The sequence below is a fragment of the Paenibacillus polysaccharolyticus genome (genome assembly GCF_023714295.1).
GTDB classification, from domain to species: Bacteria; Bacillota; Bacilli; order Paenibacillales; family Paenibacillaceae; genus Paenibacillus; species Paenibacillus polysaccharolyticus_A.
The window spans coordinates 200,097-218,093 of the sequence record NZ_JAMAUN010000001.1 but is presented as its reverse complement, the minus strand read 5'-3'; the positions used below and the strand labels follow the sequence as shown (position 1 = coordinate 218,093).

23 protein-coding genes are annotated in these 17,997 nt (G+C 45.6%); 2 read left to right on the top strand and 21 right to left on the bottom strand.

Annotated features, from left to right (window positions below):
- Positions 1–29: 29 nt before the first annotated feature.
- The 8 genes from M3629_RS01125 to M3629_RS01090 all read right to left on the bottom strand — a co-directional run bounded on the left by M3629_RS01125 (position 30) and on the right by M3629_RS01090 (position 7,684).
- Complete coding sequence (locus M3629_RS01125) at positions 30–2,699, bottom strand: LuxR C-terminal-related transcriptional regulator (RefSeq protein ID WP_251502540.1); 2,670 nt, start codon at positions 2,697–2,699, stop codon at positions 30–32.
- A gap of 174 nt (positions 2,700–2,873) precedes the next feature.
- Positions 2,874–3,572, bottom strand: a complete 699-nt coding sequence (locus M3629_RS01120; protein ID WP_251502538.1) for an SDR family NAD(P)-dependent oxidoreductase — start codon at positions 3,570–3,572, stop codon at positions 2,874–2,876.
- Positions 3,573–3,604: 32 nt separating this feature from the next.
- Positions 3,605–4,369 carry a class I SAM-dependent methyltransferase gene (locus M3629_RS01115; RefSeq protein WP_251502537.1) on the bottom strand — a complete coding sequence of 255 codons (765 nt, stop codon included), beginning with the start codon at positions 4,367–4,369 and terminating at the stop codon, positions 3,605–3,607.
- Between the two features lie 269 nt (positions 4,370–4,638).
- A complete protein-coding gene (locus M3629_RS01110) occupies positions 4,639–5,022 on the bottom strand; it encodes a VOC family protein (RefSeq protein ID WP_251502535.1) in 384 nt (127 codons plus the stop codon).
- A gap of 163 nt (positions 5,023–5,185) precedes the next feature.
- Entirely contained in the window at positions 5,186–5,695 is a 510-nt protein-coding gene (locus M3629_RS01105; RefSeq protein ID WP_251502534.1) for a GNAT family N-acetyltransferase, read from the bottom strand.
- Positions 5,696–5,770: 75 nt separating this feature from the next.
- Positions 5,771–6,295 (bottom strand): YfiT family bacillithiol transferase, encoded by a 525-nt coding sequence (locus M3629_RS01100; protein ID WP_251502533.1) that lies wholly within the window; start codon positions 6,293–6,295, stop codon positions 5,771–5,773.
- A 69-nt stretch (positions 6,296–6,364) separates the two neighbouring features.
- A complete protein-coding gene (locus M3629_RS01095) occupies positions 6,365–6,907 on the bottom strand; it encodes a GNAT family N-acetyltransferase (protein WP_251502532.1) in 543 nt (180 codons plus the stop codon).
- A 99-nt stretch (positions 6,908–7,006) separates the two neighbouring features.
- Complete coding sequence (locus M3629_RS01090; protein ID WP_251502531.1) at positions 7,007–7,684, bottom strand: class I SAM-dependent methyltransferase; 678 nt, start codon at positions 7,682–7,684, stop codon at positions 7,007–7,009.
- Between the two features lie 162 nt (positions 7,685–7,846).
- Here M3629_RS01090 and M3629_RS01085 point away from each other — a divergent pair, with 162 nt between their 5' ends.
- A complete protein-coding gene (locus M3629_RS01085) occupies positions 7,847–8,620 on the top strand; it encodes a sporulation protein (RefSeq protein WP_251502530.1) in 774 nt (257 codons plus the stop codon).
- Positions 8,621–8,692: 72 nt separating this feature from the next.
- On the opposite strand, the gene M3629_RS01080 is transcribed toward M3629_RS01085, so the two are convergent.
- Both M3629_RS01080 and M3629_RS01075 read right to left on the bottom strand, forming a co-directional pair.
- On the bottom strand, positions 8,693–8,974 hold the full coding sequence (locus tag M3629_RS01080) for a hypothetical protein (protein WP_251502529.1): 282 nt from the start codon (positions 8,972–8,974) through the stop codon (positions 8,693–8,695).
- A 19-nt stretch (positions 8,975–8,993) separates the two neighbouring features.
- Positions 8,994–9,563 carry a DMP19 family protein gene (locus M3629_RS01075; RefSeq protein WP_251502528.1) on the bottom strand — a complete coding sequence of 190 codons (570 nt, stop codon included), beginning with the start codon at positions 9,561–9,563 and terminating at the stop codon, positions 8,994–8,996.
- Positions 9,564–9,742: 179 nt separating this feature from the next.
- Between M3629_RS01075 and M3629_RS01070 the strand changes: the two genes are divergently transcribed.
- The gene (locus M3629_RS01070) at positions 9,743–10,900 is read left to right on the top strand and encodes a glycosyltransferase family 4 protein (RefSeq protein WP_251502527.1); all 1,158 of its coding nucleotides are present in this window, start codon (positions 9,743–9,745) and stop codon (positions 10,898–10,900) included.
- A gap of 135 nt (positions 10,901–11,035) precedes the next feature.
- Here M3629_RS01070 and M3629_RS01065 read toward each other — a convergent pair whose 3' ends face one another.
- The 11 genes from M3629_RS01065 to M3629_RS01015 all read right to left on the bottom strand — a co-directional run bounded on the left by M3629_RS01065 (position 11,036) and on the right by M3629_RS01015 (position 17,988).
- Complete coding sequence (locus tag M3629_RS01065) at positions 11,036–11,170, bottom strand: YHYH domain-containing protein (RefSeq protein WP_244159351.1); 135 nt, start codon at positions 11,168–11,170, stop codon at positions 11,036–11,038.
- 151 nt (positions 11,171–11,321) lie between these two features.
- Positions 11,322–12,107 carry a Cof-type HAD-IIB family hydrolase gene (locus M3629_RS01060; protein WP_251502526.1) on the bottom strand — a complete coding sequence of 262 codons (786 nt, stop codon included), beginning with the start codon at positions 12,105–12,107 and terminating at the stop codon, positions 11,322–11,324.
- A gap of 16 nt (positions 12,108–12,123) precedes the next feature.
- On the bottom strand, positions 12,124–12,486 hold the full coding sequence (locus M3629_RS01055) for a DUF3139 domain-containing protein (protein ID WP_251502525.1): 363 nt from the start codon (positions 12,484–12,486) through the stop codon (positions 12,124–12,126).
- Positions 12,487–12,599: 113 nt separating this feature from the next.
- Complete coding sequence (locus tag M3629_RS01050) at positions 12,600–14,186, bottom strand: PH domain-containing protein (protein WP_251502524.1); 1,587 nt, start codon at positions 14,184–14,186, stop codon at positions 12,600–12,602.
- Positions 14,183–14,713 carry a PH domain-containing protein gene (locus M3629_RS01045; RefSeq protein ID WP_251502523.1) on the bottom strand — a complete coding sequence of 177 codons (531 nt, stop codon included), beginning with the start codon at positions 14,711–14,713 and terminating at the stop codon, positions 14,183–14,185. The genes M3629_RS01050 and M3629_RS01045 overlap by 4 nt, the downstream gene beginning before the upstream one ends.
- A gap of 136 nt (positions 14,714–14,849) precedes the next feature.
- Complete coding sequence (locus M3629_RS01040; RefSeq protein WP_251502522.1) at positions 14,850–15,410, bottom strand: GNAT family N-acetyltransferase; 561 nt, start codon at positions 15,408–15,410, stop codon at positions 14,850–14,852.
- A gap of 61 nt (positions 15,411–15,471) precedes the next feature.
- Positions 15,472–15,921, bottom strand: a complete 450-nt coding sequence (locus tag M3629_RS01035; protein ID WP_090922065.1) for a hypothetical protein — start codon at positions 15,919–15,921, stop codon at positions 15,472–15,474.
- Positions 15,918–16,319 (bottom strand): hypothetical protein, encoded by a 402-nt coding sequence (locus tag M3629_RS01030; RefSeq protein WP_251502521.1) that lies wholly within the window; start codon positions 16,317–16,319, stop codon positions 15,918–15,920. Before M3629_RS01030 ends, M3629_RS01035 begins: the two co-directional genes overlap by 4 nt.
- 55 nt (positions 16,320–16,374) lie before the next feature.
- The gene (locus M3629_RS01025) at positions 16,375–16,587 is read right to left on the bottom strand and encodes a hypothetical protein (RefSeq protein WP_251502520.1); all 213 of its coding nucleotides are present in this window, start codon (positions 16,585–16,587) and stop codon (positions 16,375–16,377) included.
- A gap of 51 nt (positions 16,588–16,638) precedes the next feature.
- A complete protein-coding gene (locus M3629_RS01020; RefSeq protein WP_251502519.1) occupies positions 16,639–17,427 on the bottom strand; it encodes a hypothetical protein in 789 nt (262 codons plus the stop codon).
- Positions 17,428–17,535: 108 nt separating this feature from the next.
- On the bottom strand, positions 17,536–17,988 hold the full coding sequence (locus tag M3629_RS01015; protein ID WP_251502518.1) for an NUDIX hydrolase: 453 nt from the start codon (positions 17,986–17,988) through the stop codon (positions 17,536–17,538).
- Positions 17,989–17,997 lie beyond the last annotated feature (9 nt).

The following is a 17,997-nucleotide window of genomic DNA, read 5'->3' as shown; positions in this document are numbered from 1 at the left end:
CTACAAAAAAGTAGACATTGTTTCATAACTTATAATAAGCCCCGCTGTTCAGCAATTTGTACCGCATGCGTACGACTGCTTGCTCCAAGCTTGGCGAACACACGGCGAATGTGAGTATTTACGGTTCCAGGTGATATCCCAAATTCGGCAGCAATCTGCTTGCTCGTTAACCCTTCTGCAATATGACCAAATATCTTCTTCTCCATGGGACTCAGTCCCACTTCCTTCTGTTCATGCTTTGCTTCATCTAGTACGGAACGGCCCCGTACCTTTTGGTTTTGGACAAAAGCAGAGAGTAATTGCTTCACATAAGTTAATTTCACTCCACCATCCGAGATGGCCTTCTTACGGCGAAGCACCAAATACTGTTGAAGCAGCCATTTTACCGGCTCACCTTCAGCAACAAATGAACGGATATATCCTTCAGGTTCTCCCAAAATAAGAGCACGCGATAAGGCTGCAACACCAGCATCTGAGTCCCCCTGCTTCTGTAGTATCACGGACTCTAACAGGGCACATTCAATCTGTTCCGTCAACAGATCGCGTTTTTCAGCGTGTTCTCGAACTCGTTGCAGTTCCGCTTGTGCGTAATCATAATGTTCAAGAGCCACGGCAGCACGTAATCGAACCATCCATTGAAATAGTTGGTCACAGCTCATTTCAACGAGCATTTGTTGTTCGTCTACCGGATTAGCGAGAATGTGGGTAGCCGTGTCCACAGGGCTCTGCTCAAGGCCTATTCGATTGCGATGTGCTTCCAATACAGATTTCCAGTACTCTGTATCCTTCTCAGACAGCAGACTCTCAGCCTGCTGCAACAGCTTTGTACCTTCCTCAGGTCTACCTGAATGTAATTCAAGCCTAGCTTTCAGTACATATGCAGGAACAAGTATCGCCGCCACTTTGATCTGCAAGGCCACTTCAAGAGCTCGTTCCGCATACTTCGCGGCTTCGGATAACTGGTCCTGTTCCATCAAAACCTCACCATATCCTGCTCCGTAGTAGGACGTTACGTAGGCAGGTTCATCATACCAGCGCTTTGTAATGGCTCCAAAACAAGCTTCAGCTCTCCTCAAGTAACCATGAACGCCATGAAAACTTCGTACACGCATGCTCTCTCTTCGATCGTAATCCATATACTGAAACGCGATATCATCAGGGTAACCCTGATCAATATAAGACACCAGATAAGAAGAAAGTCCTTCTAAATCACGGTTAAGATACGCCATATAGGCTCTCATGACACAGATCACTTGCAACAAATATTCAATAATTTCTGGCGCAACCTGCCCTTGGAGATGCACGCGGATGACATGCTCGAGCTCATCCAGTTGTTTCACCATCTCCCCATAAGGCATTTCACGTGCAACAAGAAACAAATAAGACATATATAACTTAGGACGAGCTTTCACTATTTCTAGCGGCAAAACATCAAAATATTTACGAAGTGTCCACCACTCTCCCATGATAAAATGGGCGAACAATTCTTCTAGCAATCTAGCGGCATCTTCCAAATGTAGCCCAAGAATATAATGATCCAGCGCTTCAGATGGATATCCGTTCTGTTCATACCAAAGTGCGGCAAAACCATGTAATTCATTGGCCAACTCTGCGTGATTCCGTCCCAACTCACGCCTCAGGAATGCCGAGAATAAATGATGATAACGGTACCATTCCCCTTCCCGATCCAGCGGGATCAGAAAAAGATGTTCCTTTTCCAGTTGCCTTAACAGCTCCGGAGCTTCCTCCAAACCACTTAACACCTGACATAAACGGCTGTTCATTCTTCTTGTTATCGCAGTTCGGAGCAAAAAACGTTGCATTTCTGGTGACTGAAGCTGGAATACCTCTTCTAACAAATAATCCGAAATTTTTCTATTTCCTGTTTCCGCATCCTTTGTGCGATGTGGGAATGGGGAGATGAGCGACAATGAACTTTTCACCGCGCCTGCCCCTAATGTGTGAGATAAAGCAAGTAGCTTTAACCCGGCTGCCCAACCCTCTGTGTGCTGTACCCACCCAAGTGCATTCTTGCTGGCATGCTCGATACGCATAACGTTCTGGCAAAAGTCAATGCCTTCTTCCGCTGTAAACGCAAGTTCCTGAAGGGTAAGCTGCTTCAATTCCCCTCTCAGCCGTAGCTTCTCCAGCTTAAACGGAGGATACGTCCGACTCGATATGACCAGATGGATAGACGAAGGAAGGTTTTCAATAAATTCCTGCATCTGCGAATGAATCTCCGGCTGTGTTATAACATGGTAATCATCCAAAATAAGCATCGTAGGCTGATCTATCTGGGCAACACGATTCAACAGCAAAATTAGTGCTTTTCTCGGCTCGACTGGATAGCGCTGCAAGAAATCAGGCAGGACCTCCCCACATAACCCCTGTCTCACGCGGTCCAACGCATGAATAATGTATAGCCAAAACTGAAATGGATCTTGATCCTTTTCATCCAGGCAGACACAAGCCGCTTGCCCTGCGGCACTTCTCAGCCAACTCCCCAGCAGTGTTGATTTTCCCGAACCGGCCGGAGCAGTCAACAACGTCATCCTGGATTGCATAACTTCATCGTATTGCGAGCTGAGCCTTGGACGATCCATGGTATCCGCTGGTAAAGGGGGCAATTCCAGTTTGTTCGTCAAAATCATAAATTGAAGCCAGTCGCCATGGAAACCAGTCGTTTGTTCTTGCTGCATGTAATCCTCCTGAACCCGCACTGAGGTGCACATTATAGATATCGTTGTATGTATATTTAGATATTCTAAGTATACAGGGAACAATATCAATACCGCACACCATTTTACACAAAACAAATCCAAACAGCCCTGCACAGAAAGTACAGGGCAAATGAGACGATTATTTATCTTTGATCACAACAACTCTACTAGCGCGAGTGCCACTTCACTTGGGGTTTTCAATTGCCCTTTCTCATAGGCTTCCTGAAATACACCGGACAGCGCAAATTCCTCTGTACTTTTCCCTCTCGCCACAGCCTGCAATTCCGTATCCACCATGCCTGGATCAAAAGCGACGATCTCCACCGGATTAGACTGTGAGACTTGCTCCATCGCGACACACTGTGTGAACATGTTGATTCCTGCCTTTGATGTACAATAGGTAGCCATCGAAGGAGCGGGATAACTGCCCGATGCGGAACTCACATTAATGATTTTTCGGCGTGCCGTTATATGGTTGGTGTGGTGAATAAAAGATGACGTAAGAATCATCGGTGCGGCTAGGCTAATATTCAGATGAACGCTAATCTCGTCCGCAAGACACTGATCTATCGGCTTCAACGGTTCAAGCATGGCCGCATTATTAATAAGTCCGATACATTCCACAGAAAGAAGCGGAATCTGCCCCAATATGCCCGAGATTACATCGTCAATGCCATGAATGTCTTCAAGGTCGAACTGGACATGAGTGTACCCTTCGTAGATATTGCCCAAGTCGGATGCTCCGCGTGCTATGCCGTAGACAGAATCTCCTTTTTCCAAACAAAGTTCTGCAAGACGTCTGCCAATGCCTTTGGATGTACCTGTAATAATAAAGGCTCTGTTGTTACCCAAATGCTCGCCTCCCTCAATCTCATCTATCTGCTCTAATGCCGCATGACTGATATGTAGTTACCCGGAAACGTGTCATCCCGTACCTCTGGTTTCCTCCACATGGTCACCCACAAAATAGGCAAACCAAAGTACGGATCTTCCTGACCCATCGCCTTCATTGGGCGCAGTTCCACGCACTCAAAGGGGTCTTCCAGTAAATACCGAAGCTTCTCCTCCGTAAAAGCAAGCCCGCCCCGCATCGACTTCTCGCGGTAAACTTCCCAATCGTCCATCACATGCTCCGGGCCGCCTTGATCGCCGAATCCCGGTGCAAAACAGGTCATGCCGAACAACCCTCCGGGCTTCAATGCACGAAGAATCATCTCAATGTAAGGAATACGCTGATGCGGTAGCAGATGGTGCAGACAGCCCGAATCATAGACCAGATCATATTCCTGCTCCGGCGTCAGATCGAACACCGAACGACATTCAAAATGTACATCCAGCTGTTCTTCCGCTGCGCGCTCCTTTGCCCAGGCAATCGCAGTCTCTGACAGATCGTAGGCGTCAACCTGATATCCGTGCCCTGCTAAATACAATGCATTCCGGCCGGGGCCACATCCCAGCTCTAGTGCTCTGCCCCCTCTTAACCGTCCAGCTTCTACATCTGCAACCAGATTCTCGTCTGGCTTGTTTGGAAAAAACGGAATAGGTCTGTCCCGATTCTCATAGAACGGCTCCCAAAATTGCTTGGCCGATCTGAAATCCGCATCGAGCATGTCATAGAGATCCTGCACACTTTTGATTGTTTTTTCCAAAGTCCGAATTCCTCCTGTTTTACCGCTTAAGATGGGTATTTCTTCACTACTGATTCCTACTGTTTCCCCTAGTATTTTCAGATGAAATCCAACTCTATCCACTACACTTTATTATAACATTTTTAACCATTAATTCTCTATTTTTCATGTGTAAATTCAGTAGAATACGCACTGTTTTTTCCATACAAAAAGCGAACGACATCACATGTCGTCCGCTTGGAATTCCTAGCCATAACAATATCATTGTACAGCTATACATACGTCTCGCTTTATTCCTTGCGCTCCATCACGGCAAAGTAATTGTTCTCATTATCCGCGAAATTAAATACACGCCCTGTCGGCATCTCTACAACTTCTCCAACCGTCACATGTTTAGCAGACAAATCGGCATATAACCGATCAAGGTCATCTGTGAAAAACATCAACGAAGGCGTGCCCAAATTTACCCCGGCTGACATACGAGCCACGACCTCTTTATCATGCAAAATGATGCTGGTCTGTGAATCTTTCGCAGGCGCGATCTCAATCCATCGCATACCTCCATCAAGAATAACCTCATCCACGATATGGAACCCGGCTACTTCCGTCCAAAAAGCCAGAGCTTCGTCTTGGTTATTGACGTATAGCATAACTTGACCTATTTTGCTAAACATGTACCAACCACTCCCTAATCAAGTTATCACGCTATTCCTTTACCTTAGATTGCCTCAAATTCCAATTGAGTATAACATGCATGTCCTATTTTAAGATAAACATTTTAGAAAAGCTCAAGTGACGTTTCACGACTCTTACCTTCGTTGTCGCACTATTCTATGACTACACCAGTTGTTTGGTCAAATATAGGACAACATCATCATCGATAATTGTCTCTTCACCAGGTTGAAGATAATGATCATCTCTGTAAAGACCCCGTCCGTCTGGAATATAGCCACGATGTGCGTAGAGCACTTGGGCTTTGCCATAATCCGCATACACACCTACGCCTATACCTGCCACAGTAGAGCGTTCCTGCACTACATTCTCGGCATAATCCATTAGCTTGGAACCGATCCCTTGCCGCTGGAACTTCATCAGCACATTAAAATCATTAATCTCGGGAATGGCCTGTTCCTGAAAAGAAGGATACTGTGATGTCCAGAGCACATTGACATAACCAGCAAATTGCCCGTTTAATTCAGCAACCAGGGTTACGCGATTTCCCTTCTCTTGTTCTTCCCAATATCGCTCATACAATTCAGACGGTTTGTGCCACCCCTGTTCCTGAAATGATTCTGAGATCACTTGCGCGTCTTGATTGGTTAAATGGCGAATATGTACATTACTCATGATGTTCCCCCTTCATATACAGCCTTTTGTATAAGTAACACCTATACCACGAGGAAAGTTTGCTGTAATTTCTTTCTAAATCCCCAGTCGATCTCGAAGCGAAGTAATCTGGGCCACATGATGTTTACCATGCCATGCATATAATCCCAAACAGTGATCCAGTCTCGTCGTTTCTTTGGATGCAGGATGATAGAACTCTTTGGCATAGTCTTCGTCTGATAGCGTGTCCAGCAATGCTACCCAGCGGCGATGCAGTGCATCCAGAAGCTGAAGGGAAACCTCCACACCCAGATCCTTGGAATCGCTCAGTTCCGCCCAGCGCTCCTCAAAATACGGGCGAATCGTAGGCGTATCCTCTGTCAGAGCAAGCTTGAAGCGAATCACACTGTTCATATGGCTATCTGCCATGTGGTGAATAACCTGTTTCAGCATCCAGCCTCCGTCCCGATATGGCAGACTTAGCTGTTCTTCATTCAATCCTTCTACCGCTTCTCTCGCACGTTCAGGCAGGTCTGCAATATCTTGAGTCCATTGCTGCCTTTGAGCCAGCGTTATCTCACCTTCATGTGTGAACTGACCAATCGGATATCTAAAGTCCATCTTATTTCCCCCATGATCCCTCTGGATTTGTTTAATGCATATGAACATGACACGACTCACCCTGCTATTTTATGGAGCATACTCCATCAGCCAGCAATCTCTCATCTCTCCTTCATGCAGTTCATGCTGTGGCAATTGTTTAACTCTTTTAAAACCACACTTCTCATAACAAGATAACGCACGTTCGTTCCACACTTGCGGGTCCATAACGACTCTCCGGGCATGTTTCTCCTGAATCAAATACGCTGTCATGGACTTCACTAATCGTGTGCCAATGCCTATGTTCCAGCAATCCGTTTCCCCGATGAACTGATCCGTCCCATAGATGATTTCACCATTGTCAGCATAACCATATTCCGCACGTTCCTCGGTCTCCAGTTCATAGAACTGAATATATCCGATGGGCCGACCGCCATATTCCACAATACAGCGGGCAGCCTCATCATCCTGATTGTAAAAATGCGCTCTCGCACGCTCCAGATTATGCGGCTGATCCCGGCCTTCGTAATACTGTAGAACCTCCGGGTCAGACAACCATTTGACTAGCGTAGGCTCATCCTCTATCTCTAGCAAACGAACGGTGATACCCTCCGTTTGATATAATTTGTTCATCTCGGCCCCTCCTTCACGATATCCGGCTTGTAACCCGTGGCCTAACTCGAATTTTCGCCTAACAACATCGTTTTTCGCGTTTTCAAATTTCCAATCTGCTTACCCTTTTATAGCTTTCCAGATATATTTATGTTCTCGCACCGCTATTTTCCCACCGATTGTATGTTCCTTCAACTTTACTTGCAATTGTTCACCGTACTCAGGAAGTGTGTAATCCGGATTGCCCGGAACGTCCGCAAGGAAAAGAGCAAACTCATTTTCGTCAGGAAAAACCATACGCGCCTCATGATATTCTTCGATCTCTATCTGCTCATAACGATTAAGTTCCAATCGTTCACGCACCTTGGTTACATCTGTATGTATTCCAAACAACAGGCCTCCCTGAGGGAGAAGTCTTCCGTATTCAATAATGGATGTGGGACCCCTGCGATTATAAATCATGCCGAACTGTTCATCCTGAAAAGGCAGTTCTTCCTTTGTTGTAGCACAGATAAAATTCACATTCTGAATGACACTGGACTCCAAACTCTCCTGCGCTATTTTAATCATCTCTTCCGAGTTATCGAACCCTGTTATATGAGTAGCATGTGCCGCCATTTTAAGAGTAAATTCACCGTGTCCACAGCCTGCATCAAGGACCGATGTATACGCAGGCAGTAACTGGATCAGCCGCTCTTCGAACATTTCTTCTGCGGAGTTCCCCTCCCATATATACTGTGCCCGAGCTCTGTATCCACCATTACGTCGTGCAATCATATCGTACCACTCCATACTCATAGACATCCTCCTATCTGGAATCTTGATCCTAGGTAACATTCGACGAAACCATACTGATTCCCCTGTTCTTGTAAAAATTGAAACGCATCTATTTCATCGTCCGTATTATGCTCGAAATCTTATTTCCCCCATCATAATCCATTGAATCTGGAGGTTACTTGCATGTCATTTTTTAAGAAGATGTTGGCCAGTGTCGGTGTAGGTGCAGCGAAAGTGAATACGGAATTACATACAACAGAAGTCACTCCCGGTGGAACGCTCTCAGGAATTGTATATATTGAAGGCGGGGATGTGCAACAGCAGGTCGATCGCATTTATCTATCCATCAAAACGCACTACATTCGGGAAAGTAATGATCGCAAAGTTAAGGAAACGGCTGTTGTGGCCAAATATCTGCTCACCGACGGGTTCAACCTGCAGCCGGGTGCCAAACTGGAGAAGAGCTTTCATTTCGAACTACCGGAAAATCTACCGATTACACTGCACCGTGTGGAAGTATGGGTGGAAACAGGGCTCGATATCTCTAGTGCAGTCGACCCCTCAGATCGGGATCTTTTACATGTTGTGCCCTCCAGAGAGATGGAAATCGTACTGGATGCCATCGATATGCTGGGTTTCAAGCTTCGTGAAGTAACCAATGATTATGCCCCAAGGCTCGGTGGCAATCTGCCGTTTGTACAAGAGTTTGAGTTTGTGCCGACCACCAAGTTTCGCGGATATTTGGATGAACTTGAAGTTCTCTTCTATCCAATGGGGAATTCCCTGGAACTGTTGATTCAGATCGACCGTCGTGCACGTGGACTTAGCGGAATGCTCTCCGAAGCGATGGGCACGGATGAGACCTATGTGCGCCTGAAACTGCACGAGAGACATCTGGAGCGTGGTACACGTTCCGTTGCACAAGGCCTGGAAGAGATTATTTCAGAGCACCTCTAGAGCGCAGTGACTCAACAAGATAAAGAGAACAGCCCCTGGCTATCATTCTTCTGATGCCAAGGACTGTCCTCTTTATTTCTTCCTTTTTCCCACTACATAAGAACGAATGACATAATACGCCATAGCAAAAAGGAATATACCCCCAACGCCTAGGGCCATCATCAAACCGCTTCCACTTGCCACATTTCCAAAGTCAATTTGCGAAACCACACCAGACATAGGTAGTTGTGTACCTTGCGAAGCATGCTGTAATGTTAGAACCATGCCTTGAATTACATTCCATACTATTAACAAAAGCATGAAAAAAACCGATGCGATCACCGTTTCAATCCCCACACGTTTGTTCATACGCATTCATTACGCCCCCTTATTCTTATAGAACGAGAAACTGCTCCAACTGCTGCTTTAGTTCATTTTTATGCTCATCTACATATTGATACAAGAGGTCGAAATTTTCTTCATTATCCGCTTTAAAGCTCAAATGTTGACCTTCCTGCTCCACCTGCTGTAATAACTCATGGATCTGTGCCCCATGTGTCTGTAGGCTTGTTGTGATATCGTGCTCAGACAGACGTTCCACATTTTCACGTAGCTGTCCTACTGTGACACTTTGTTCCGCAAGGAGTTGTTCCACCTTTTGCAAAATCATCGCATCTGTCTCATTGCCACTTCGGATTAACGCTTCGGTGACCTCTTTCAAATGCTGGCCGCTGGAGTTCTCCAAATAACCAGTCAATCCATTCATGGATAATTCGGTATCCAGATCAATAATCAACATCATGTCCCGCATGACAACGGGCAGTTCTGAAACATGTTCCCGAATCGTGGAAAATTCAGCCCTGTACATGTCCATTGCAACACTGCCCACAATTTCTTCACCTGACATCTCTTCGATGCCTGCAGGCGGCATCAATTCCGCCAGTTCTTCCTGTAACTTGTTCATCTCACTTATCCTCCTGTATTTCTCTATATAGCGTAGTCATAATCTGCGCCGCCACGTCTTTCCATCATACCAGAATATGCTGTATAGAAAAGAAATCGCGCCAAGTTAACATGCATTTGACTTATGGAAAATATTTCGCTGTTATGATCTTGGCATTACCAGTTTAAGGAGGGGTAAAGATGCGGCTGGCCTTGTTCACAGATACCTATCTTCCGGATACCAACGGTGTCGCAGGTACACTCCACCGTCTAAGCAACCATCTGAATCGCAGAAGTATAGAACATCTGCTGTTTACGTCCCAATCCATTATGGAGGGAAACGTTAAAGATCCCGTTAGTTCCGTACTCAATATCCCCTTTTTCCTCTACCCGGAATGCCGCATAGCCTTCCCCAGCAGAGTAAAAGCCTATAAACAGCTACAGGAATTCCAGCCTGATCTGCTTCATGTCGCTACACCGTTTAACATGGGACTGCTTGGTCTGAGGTATGCACTCAACTCCCAGCTTCCACACGTGATTTCTTATCACACCCACTTTGATCGTTATCTCGATTATTACAAGCTCCGAAGTGTCATTCCACTCTACTGGAAGTACGTCAAGTGGTTTCATCGCACCTGCGATACTACTTTTGTCCCGTCCCAAGACACGATGTACACCCTACAGGCTCAGGGGATTCAACGACTTAAGCTCTGGTCCCGCGGCATTGATTGTTCCCTCTATTCTCCAAGCAAACGAACCCCTAATATTCGCGAACGGTATCAGATCACCGCGCCTCTCATCTTGCTTTACGTTGGACGCATCTCCCCGGAAAAAGATATAGCCACCCTGACAGCCACGATGCAGCAATTGCCCGCAGAACTACAAGCCCATGTTCACTGGATCATTGTCGGTGATGGACCCAGCCTTCCCAAGATGCGGCAGCAGGCACCCACGAATGTTACGTTCACAGGATATCTGCATGGTGAGCAGCTTGCATCGATGTATGCATCTGCGGATCTGTTTGTCTTTCCTTCCTGTACGGAGACCTTCGGCAATGTTGTGCTTGAAGCGATGGCCTCGGGTCTTCCCGTGCTGGCTGCTAACGCCGGTGGAGTCAAAGACCTCATCGTGCATCAACGTAGCGGCATACTTGTAGAGCCGGGTAACGTGGATGCATTTATAAGAGAGATTAGCTTACGGGTCCATTCTTCGGAACTGCTGAAAAAGATGGGACTTGAAGGCCGGAAACTTGCAGAGCAGCGTTCCTGGGAGCAGATTTTTGACACGCTGATTGAAGATTACGAAGAGGCCACCCAGCAACGTCATAGACGGAAGATAGGTCGAATCTATACGGCATAAATTTTGCTAAAGTAAAGTTTTCAATTCCCGAAGCTGCTGGATTGTATGTAGCGGTGTTGTCTCCACTTCCTCCGGCCAAGGCTGGTTTACCTTCATCCAGATCGTATTCATGCCTGCTTTGGCCGCCCCCCGAAACTACTTTTTCTTTTTATGATAATGATAGCCAGTGCACAGACCTTTTTTAATCGATTTTGCAGAGCACTTGTGTCCACCGTTTTTGTCCAATCGACCAGGATGTGCATACGCCGAGGAGGATACACCGATAAGCATAACCAGCGATAAAATGAGTATAAAACCTTTTTTCATATTAAAATTCACCTTTCTTTTGACGCCCTATGCTTTAGGGCTTTCTCACTTCACTTCATTTCATTTTACATAAAAATCCACAATATGGATATCCCTTATTCCAACTAAAGTCCCATTATATAAGCTTATAGTGCCTCAACGCATGAGTTATTCCATCCTCACTCGCTTTCAGCGTGACGTAGTCCGCACTTTGCTTAACACGCTCTCCACCGTTTCCCATAGCGACACCTACGCCCACATAAGTTAGTAGATCTATATCGTTCTCTCCATCTCCGAAAGCCATCGTTTCCTCTCTGCGTATATTTAGATGAGTTAGAATTTTCTGAGCCGCTATAGATTTACTGACTTCATCCGCTTCTAGCACATTGCAAACGTACGGATGGAATCGTACAAATCGCAAATAGGGAAACTGTTCTTTATATCGGATTGTCTCCTCCTCATTGGCGTATAAACACATACAGTATATTTCCTCATCGAGCGTCATGATCTGTTCCGCATATTCCATCATTCCAAGTGTCTCTCGAAGAGCAACTATCACATGATGATCCGTCCGACCAGTTCCGTTCATGCCAAAAGACTCCGTTAAGTAGGAAAGCGCATGTCCCTGAGACTCGGCAAAATGACTGAATTCCCTGACCATGGTTGAAGAAAGAATGGATTTATGAATGATTTCGCCACGGCAAGTAACCAAAGCTCCATTAGCTGAAATAACCGTATCTATGGCAAGATGCTTAAACTCTTCACATAGATGATGTGTTCTGCCCGTCACTAGGATGATATGAATTCCTTTTTGGATCAACCTGCGAATGGACTCTTCGGTACACTTGGAGAGACTACGATCTTGTTCACTAAGCAACGTACCGTCCACATCCAAAAATACAGCTTTTATTACTTTTTTCATTAACCCTCATCCTCTTCTACTGCTGGTCGTCTGTCGGCGCAAAATGCTTCAGGTCTGATTTTGTCTTGCCCCTCTTCTGCGCCTCTTCCGAAATGCGGTGGCTAAACTGAATCACATCATTATGCGCAAAATATATATATTCCACATCCGGTTCATCCTTAAACTTCACTACAGCAAGGAAGGGTGGCAGTTTTACGCTCCAGACGCCTTCTACGGATTCAATCTCATCAGGAGAATAATGTTTCTGCTCCGTTAAATATGTTGTGACACGATGTGCATAGATCATTTTGTTGACTTTTACATAGATAAACGGCGTGAGAATCAATACAATGAGCGTAATGCCAATCGTCCATGATACGATCTTTTTCGTTTTATTCACCTTATTTCCCCCTACTAAAATGGAAAACTCAGAACGAAAGCAAGAGAAAATAAACCTCATTCTGTGCACGGTCTATCTTCACTCGCTGTCATTGTTTGCCTTTCTTAGTTTGCTTACCGAGTCAACACCTCTTGGGAACGTGCCATGTACCACATCTGGAATGTGCCAGCCACGTCAACCGGTATATCTTTAACCTGATGGTGCATCACAGGTTTGGCGCGATTTACGGTATGGATGGAAGCCAGCCCTAACTTGCGCTGCAAGGGATGACGAGTAATCTTGATTTCAATGACCTTTTCCCGTTTGGACAGAAACAGCGTCGAAGTCAGCGCACCTGAGCGAAACTGAATGAACTGATCGTTCAGTGCATAGCGTGTATGATAAAAATTGATCACCCTACACGTTGTAATCCACAAGAGCAACAGTAGCGAGATCATCCACCATGCCTGTTCCATGCCGAACAAAACCGGTTTGAAGTATGCTAGCACACCCGTGACGATGATCCACAACCCGTTTGGTTTAAGTAACCGCAACCATAACGCTTTCCGAGGCAGCTTCTGCATTTCCTCCGTCACATGGTAGGAAGGCAGCATTTCTTCAATGATGCGATAGGCCTCCCTCACAGGTAAAAAGGGATATAATGTGTTATTCTCCTGGCTAGCTTCACCCAAACTGCCTGCGGTTGTAAGTTCTACCTCGGCAAGACCCAGCATTCTTTTCATCAGGGACTGTGTAATCTTGACGGCCTGTACACGATCTTTCTGGATCGAGAACGACGTCTTCTCCAGCATGCCCTTTGTAATATAAATTCGCTTGTCATCGGACGTGATCTGGAAATCTCCATATTTCACAAAGGTACGCACAATTCCAAGCCCGACAGATACAAGGATCAAAAGCAGAATGACCAGGCTCGTCACCCACCATGATTCAAGCCAGGTTAATACAAGGCTTTCGGTTACGGTTTCGTCTGGGAAGAAATCCTTCACGGTTGAGTACAAGGAACCCAAGATCGGGATCAACACCAGAAAACTAAGTGAAGTAAACGAAGCTTTGAGCACATCTTTGCGCGTAGAACGATAGTGAATGACGTGTTCGAGTGTGCCTTTAATTCCTGTGTCATTGTTATTAGCATTGGCGCTTGAGTCACTGCCTGCTTGTTCTTCAGTTTCGATATACTGCTCTGCAAGTAGACTTTTCTCATCCTTTGCATCCTGCTCATCATCCATAATTCCCTCAACCGTAGCTTGGACTTCGGATAAATGACGGGCTACCCGCTTTTCTAACTGTTCTGCTTCAGAAACCGAAACGACCTGTAGCTGAAACGTCGCATCATCACCCTTGATCCCCGTTTCGAAGCGTATAGAGGTTACACCTAATAAACGATGAAAAAAGCTCGTATGTCGGCTCACATTTTGTACTTTCGTATACGGGATCGTTCTGCGGGTTCGACTGAATGCTCCCGTGTAGATATGGAAAGCTTTTTCATCGGCTGAATAACGTGTTGTGAACCATTTCCAGACGATAGAGAACAGTGCGATTGAAATACCAATATAAAAAATCATCCGTGCATAGAAGACCCATGCCTGATCTGATCCTGCACGAAATACGAATAAAAACAGAATAAAGGCAAATGTACTTTTAAGCAGATTACCCAAACTCCACAACAAGCTGAGTGCATGATGCCGTTTCATCTCCGTCATTCATCCACCTCGTTAATTCGGGCATAATCCGCAATCTGGTTACGCAGCGCATATGCCACATCTTCTGGCAAGGCCGGTATATGATGAGATGAACCCATCGTTCCGATGGACACCGAGTATAGTCCGTATTTTCTCATCAATGGCCCCTGATTCGTTGATACGGATTGCACCTTGGCCATCGGAATGACTTGGTGCACCTTGTTCAATGCCCCATGCTTCAATTGCACAAACTCTGCGTTAACGCCATAGAACCAATATCGATACAACAACACGGGCTGCAAAAATATATCCCACACAGCATAACCTGCGGATATAACCGTGACTCCCCATAAAATCCAGCCGATCCACGGCCTCCAATCATAGACGGAGTCCAGTATAAGCAACGCTGCCAATACCACAAAGCCAATGACGTTGTAGAGGATCGCGCTAACTCTCCACAAACTTATGGCATGAGGGGAAAGCTTCTGCCCCGGCGTGCTCCATTCCTCTGATCCAGTTGTTACTGCCATATCTGTTGTTTCTGACATGTTGTTGTTCTCTCCTCTCTCATGTCTTTTTTGGTCTATATACTTTACGATGATGCGTATGTATCGATGCAGTAAGATAAAAGAAATAAAAAAAGATGACTCCTGTTCACGTGCAGGGGGTCATCTTTTGTTTTCGTTATTTTCCAGCAAAATCCTGCACTTCACACAACCATACCATATTTTCGCTTCCTTCACCCCAGTAGTCCTTCGTCACAACATACGGCTCTCCAAACTTCCGCCGCCACTTCTGCTGTGCGATTCGATAACCACTGTCCAGACAAAATTGGGTAATCCCCCGCTTCTGTAGTTCGGTGACCAATGCTGTGATAAGCGCAGAAGCAATCCCCTGGCCCTGCAGTTCAGGTAAAACATATAATGAGCCCAGCGTTCCAACGTGATCCAGACCATGGTTGGTGCATTCCTGAACGACTTTCCCGCAAGGCCCATATGAGATCGTACCTACGACCTTATCTTCTTGTCGGGCGACAAGGAAAAAGGGACTTGTCGTCGTTGGTTCAAGATCAGATTCATGTTGCAAAACAGATTGTACTATTGCCTTTTTATGTTCGATCTCTTCCTGAATTTCATCCAGCAGGGATCCGATCCCTTCCTGACGGTATGCCTCTGGAATCGTTGTCTCAAAAATATGATATGCTCCATCCACATCTGCTGCCGTCAGTGTTCCGATTGTTATCAACTTGCCTGCATCTCCATTCATCTATAAGCCTGTATTCATGTTGTTGATCTTTTCGCTCCATTTAGTCCGTACGTCGCTGAATGACTTGTCTCAGTTGATTCGCGTTCTCTAGAGGGATCGTATATCCAGTCGTCGTATCCTTTTGGTTTACAAGCAAACCTTGCGTCTTTGGATCTGCACCCAATGACAGATCGTACCGAGTGACGGCGCCATCTGCATATGTGATGTTCATATTGTACTCAGCTGCATAATTAAGATCACCTTTCATACGCTCGGCACTGAATATGGCTTCGGTCACGATTTGAATCTCGTCAGCGCGATCAAATTCTACATCGCGGCACGTTTTAGAGAAGTGAGCCTGATTACAAGATAACGTGATTAACGTAGGAATCCCTTCGCTCTGTTCTAGTTCCTCAGCCTCTTTGGAGCCCACATCACTCGAATTGTTGCCACCACACGCTGCAATGAAGATGACGCTGAAGAATAGAAGCAACATTCCGATATGTCTCACCTAGCGGCCTCCCATTCAGCTAATAAGTCGTTTAGACGCGGGACTGTTTTTTGGACAAAAGCTTGTACAACCTCTTCGGTAATGTAACACGGAATAATGCCTGGCGCTTCCCCATGCAGAAAAGAAAATGTATGCTCCCGCCAGCATAGAATCTCTTCTACCGTTAAACGATCTGTCATCTCGTATCCTGACGAGTTATTTAAGGCCGACCATACTTCTTCGCTCCAGTTCATGGTGCGATACAGATTAAAATCAATCTGATCCGTCTCCTTGTAATATAAACGGGCCAGGTCTTCCTTGGTTCGCACGACTCCCTCACGCTGGTCATGCTCACGAACCTGTTCCTCGAATGCAGGATACACACTTCGAAACCAGTAATAATCCGTCATCACATGCATGAAATAACCGAGAACAAAGGAAGTCCAGCCTTCACTCGTACGCTCGCTGATGTAATCACCATAAAAATTTCTGGAGAAGTCCGGTATAATTGTCTTCTTTCTCAGGATAAAAATGAGTATACTGCTTGTCTTCCCTTGTCGTGCCTTCACGTATATGAATGGCATCAGGCGCAATATTTCCGAGATAAAATGCTCCCAGGTCCAGTGGTTCAGGCAACGTATCAGCCAATCGATGGGCTACACTTAAATGCACCATAGGCAGAGGCATAGACAGATCTCCTTTTTCCATTGAAGGAATGGTTATATATTAAATCTCTCGTTAGCTCACCAAACCTGCCAGTCTCTCGTCCTGCATCCGGTCAAACAATTTCTCCAGATCCGTATGATACGCAGGTTGCTCCTTTACCAGCAAACGGATATATTCCGATCCGCACTCGTAAAATACGAGGCGGTTAAATGGTGCTGTATCGCCATAATGATTAGGCTGCAATTCATACTTGGCTCGAATCAAATTCTCGATATACCTTGCTACTCCTTCATTCCATTCCAGCCAGCTCCAATATTCCGCTTGCTCTTCTGTAAGAGATTGGAACAATGCCGTTCGCGCCACCTGAATTTGCTGTAAATTCTCACTTTTCAACGCAGATAGAAGAGATTCGATTCGTCCAGCAACAATCTCATCTTCGTACGGGAATTCGTAATCGATCTCCCAGGTTACACGTTTTAACTGGGTCATTTTATGTTTAATCTGCAGACGGTCAACGATGCGCTCCTCGTATTTTCCATAGACTGAGCAATGAATATATTCATGGAACAAAAAAACCTTCTGCTCTAAATCTTTGAAAACAGAAGCGGTCACAATCGCGCACATCCGATCGTTCATATGATGTACAGGCATTGCGCCGAGACAGTCATCAGGAATATATAGATCGTCCGGTACGGTTTTGACCCATTCGTATTGCCCGGATACAGATGAATAATCATAGATATATAACAATGATTCGTGTGCTACAACAACCGGATGGTGTTCTGCAAAAAAAGGATGCAGGCTGACCAGCTCGATCTGAAGCTCATTTAACTCGTTAATTTGCTGCAAAAATGTATCCATGTCTAACCCTCTCTCTTTGCAAAATGATACTATTATCATACTAAATCAGTATCCGTAAATCACTGAGAGAAAAATGATAATGTTGTGCGAAACTTTCACTTCACATCTCTAACTCTGGATATATCCCGCTTTGGACAGCACATATTTGGTGAATGGATTGATATCCGGAATCGGCTGAGTCAAGTCGAAGTACCTGAGCTCTAACCCTTCATCATCCATCACCGTTGGACTACCCGTAATGCCGCCTGCTTCATAGATTGCCATGACATTGTATACCTCATCTCCATGCGGATAACGGTAATACATATCCTGACCCGAAAATATGGTAATCAGCTTATATGCCTCTGCTCGCAGACCAGCTTCTTCATATAGTTCACGCGCAGCAGTCTCTTCCAATGATTCACCCGGTTCAAGCGAACCGCCAATGGTACCCCAATCCAAGCTATCTGTTCGTTTCTGGAGTAGCAGGTGACCCTGCTCGTTAAACACCAGTATACATGAACCTGCCATGATCAAGGGACGTGTGCCTACCAATTTTCGTAAATCCATGATGTACCCCATGTTAGCCTC

Excerpts from the sequence above, each read along its gene's own strand:
- M3629_RS01125 (WP_251502540.1), bottom strand. The coding sequence starts at position 2,699 with ATGCAGCAAGAACAAACGACTGGTTTCCATGGCGACTGGCTTCAATTT.
- M3629_RS01110 (WP_251502535.1), bottom strand. The coding sequence starts at position 5,022 with ATGTTTAGCAAAATAGGTCAAGTTATGCTATACGTCAATAACCAAGAC.
- M3629_RS01105 (WP_251502534.1), bottom strand. The coding sequence starts at position 5,695 with ATGAGTAATGTACATATTCGCCATTTAACCAATCAAGACGCGCAAGTG.
- M3629_RS01100 (WP_251502533.1), bottom strand. The coding sequence starts at position 6,295 with ATGGACTTTAGATATCCGATTGGTCAGTTCACACATGAAGGTGAGATA.
- M3629_RS01095 (WP_251502532.1), bottom strand. The coding sequence starts at position 6,907 with ATGAACAAATTATATCAAACGGAGGGTATCACCGTTCGTTTGCTAGAG.
- M3629_RS01090 (WP_251502531.1), bottom strand. The coding sequence starts at position 7,684 with ATGAGTATGGAGTGGTACGATATGATTGCACGACGTAATGGTGGATAC.
- M3629_RS01085 (WP_251502530.1), top strand. The coding sequence starts at position 7,847 with ATGTCATTTTTTAAGAAGATGTTGGCCAGTGTCGGTGTAGGTGCAGCG.
- M3629_RS01080 (WP_251502529.1), bottom strand. The coding sequence starts at position 8,974 with ATGCGTATGAACAAACGTGTGGGGATTGAAACGGTGATCGCATCGGTT.
- M3629_RS01075 (WP_251502528.1), bottom strand. The coding sequence starts at position 9,563 with ATGAACAAGTTACAGGAAGAACTGGCGGAATTGATGCCGCCTGCAGGC.
- M3629_RS01070 (WP_251502527.1), top strand. The coding sequence starts at position 9,743 with ATGCGGCTGGCCTTGTTCACAGATACCTATCTTCCGGATACCAACGGT.
- M3629_RS01065 (WP_244159351.1), bottom strand. The coding sequence starts at position 11,170 with ATGCTTATCGGTGTATCCTCCTCGGCGTATGCACATCCTGGTCGATTG.
- M3629_RS01060 (WP_251502526.1), bottom strand. The coding sequence starts at position 12,107 with ATGAAAAAAGTAATAAAAGCTGTATTTTTGGATGTGGACGGTACGTTG.
- M3629_RS01050 (WP_251502524.1), bottom strand. The coding sequence starts at position 14,186 with ATGACGGAGATGAAACGGCATCATGCACTCAGCTTGTTGTGGAGTTTG.
- M3629_RS01045 (WP_251502523.1), bottom strand. The coding sequence starts at position 14,713 with ATGTCAGAAACAACAGATATGGCAGTAACAACTGGATCAGAGGAATGG.
- M3629_RS01030 (WP_251502521.1), bottom strand. The coding sequence starts at position 16,319 with ATGCATGTGATGACGGATTATTACTGGTTTCGAAGTGTGTATCCTGCA.
- M3629_RS01025 (WP_251502520.1), bottom strand. The coding sequence starts at position 16,587 with ATGCCTCTGCCTATGGTGCATTTAAGTGTAGCCCATCGATTGGCTGAT.
- M3629_RS01020 (WP_251502519.1), bottom strand. The coding sequence starts at position 17,427 with ATGGATACATTTTTGCAGCAAATTAACGAGTTAAATGAGCTTCAGATC.
- M3629_RS01015 (WP_251502518.1), bottom strand. The coding sequence starts at position 17,988 with ATGGGGTACATCATGGATTTACGAAAATTGGTAGGCACACGTCCCTTG.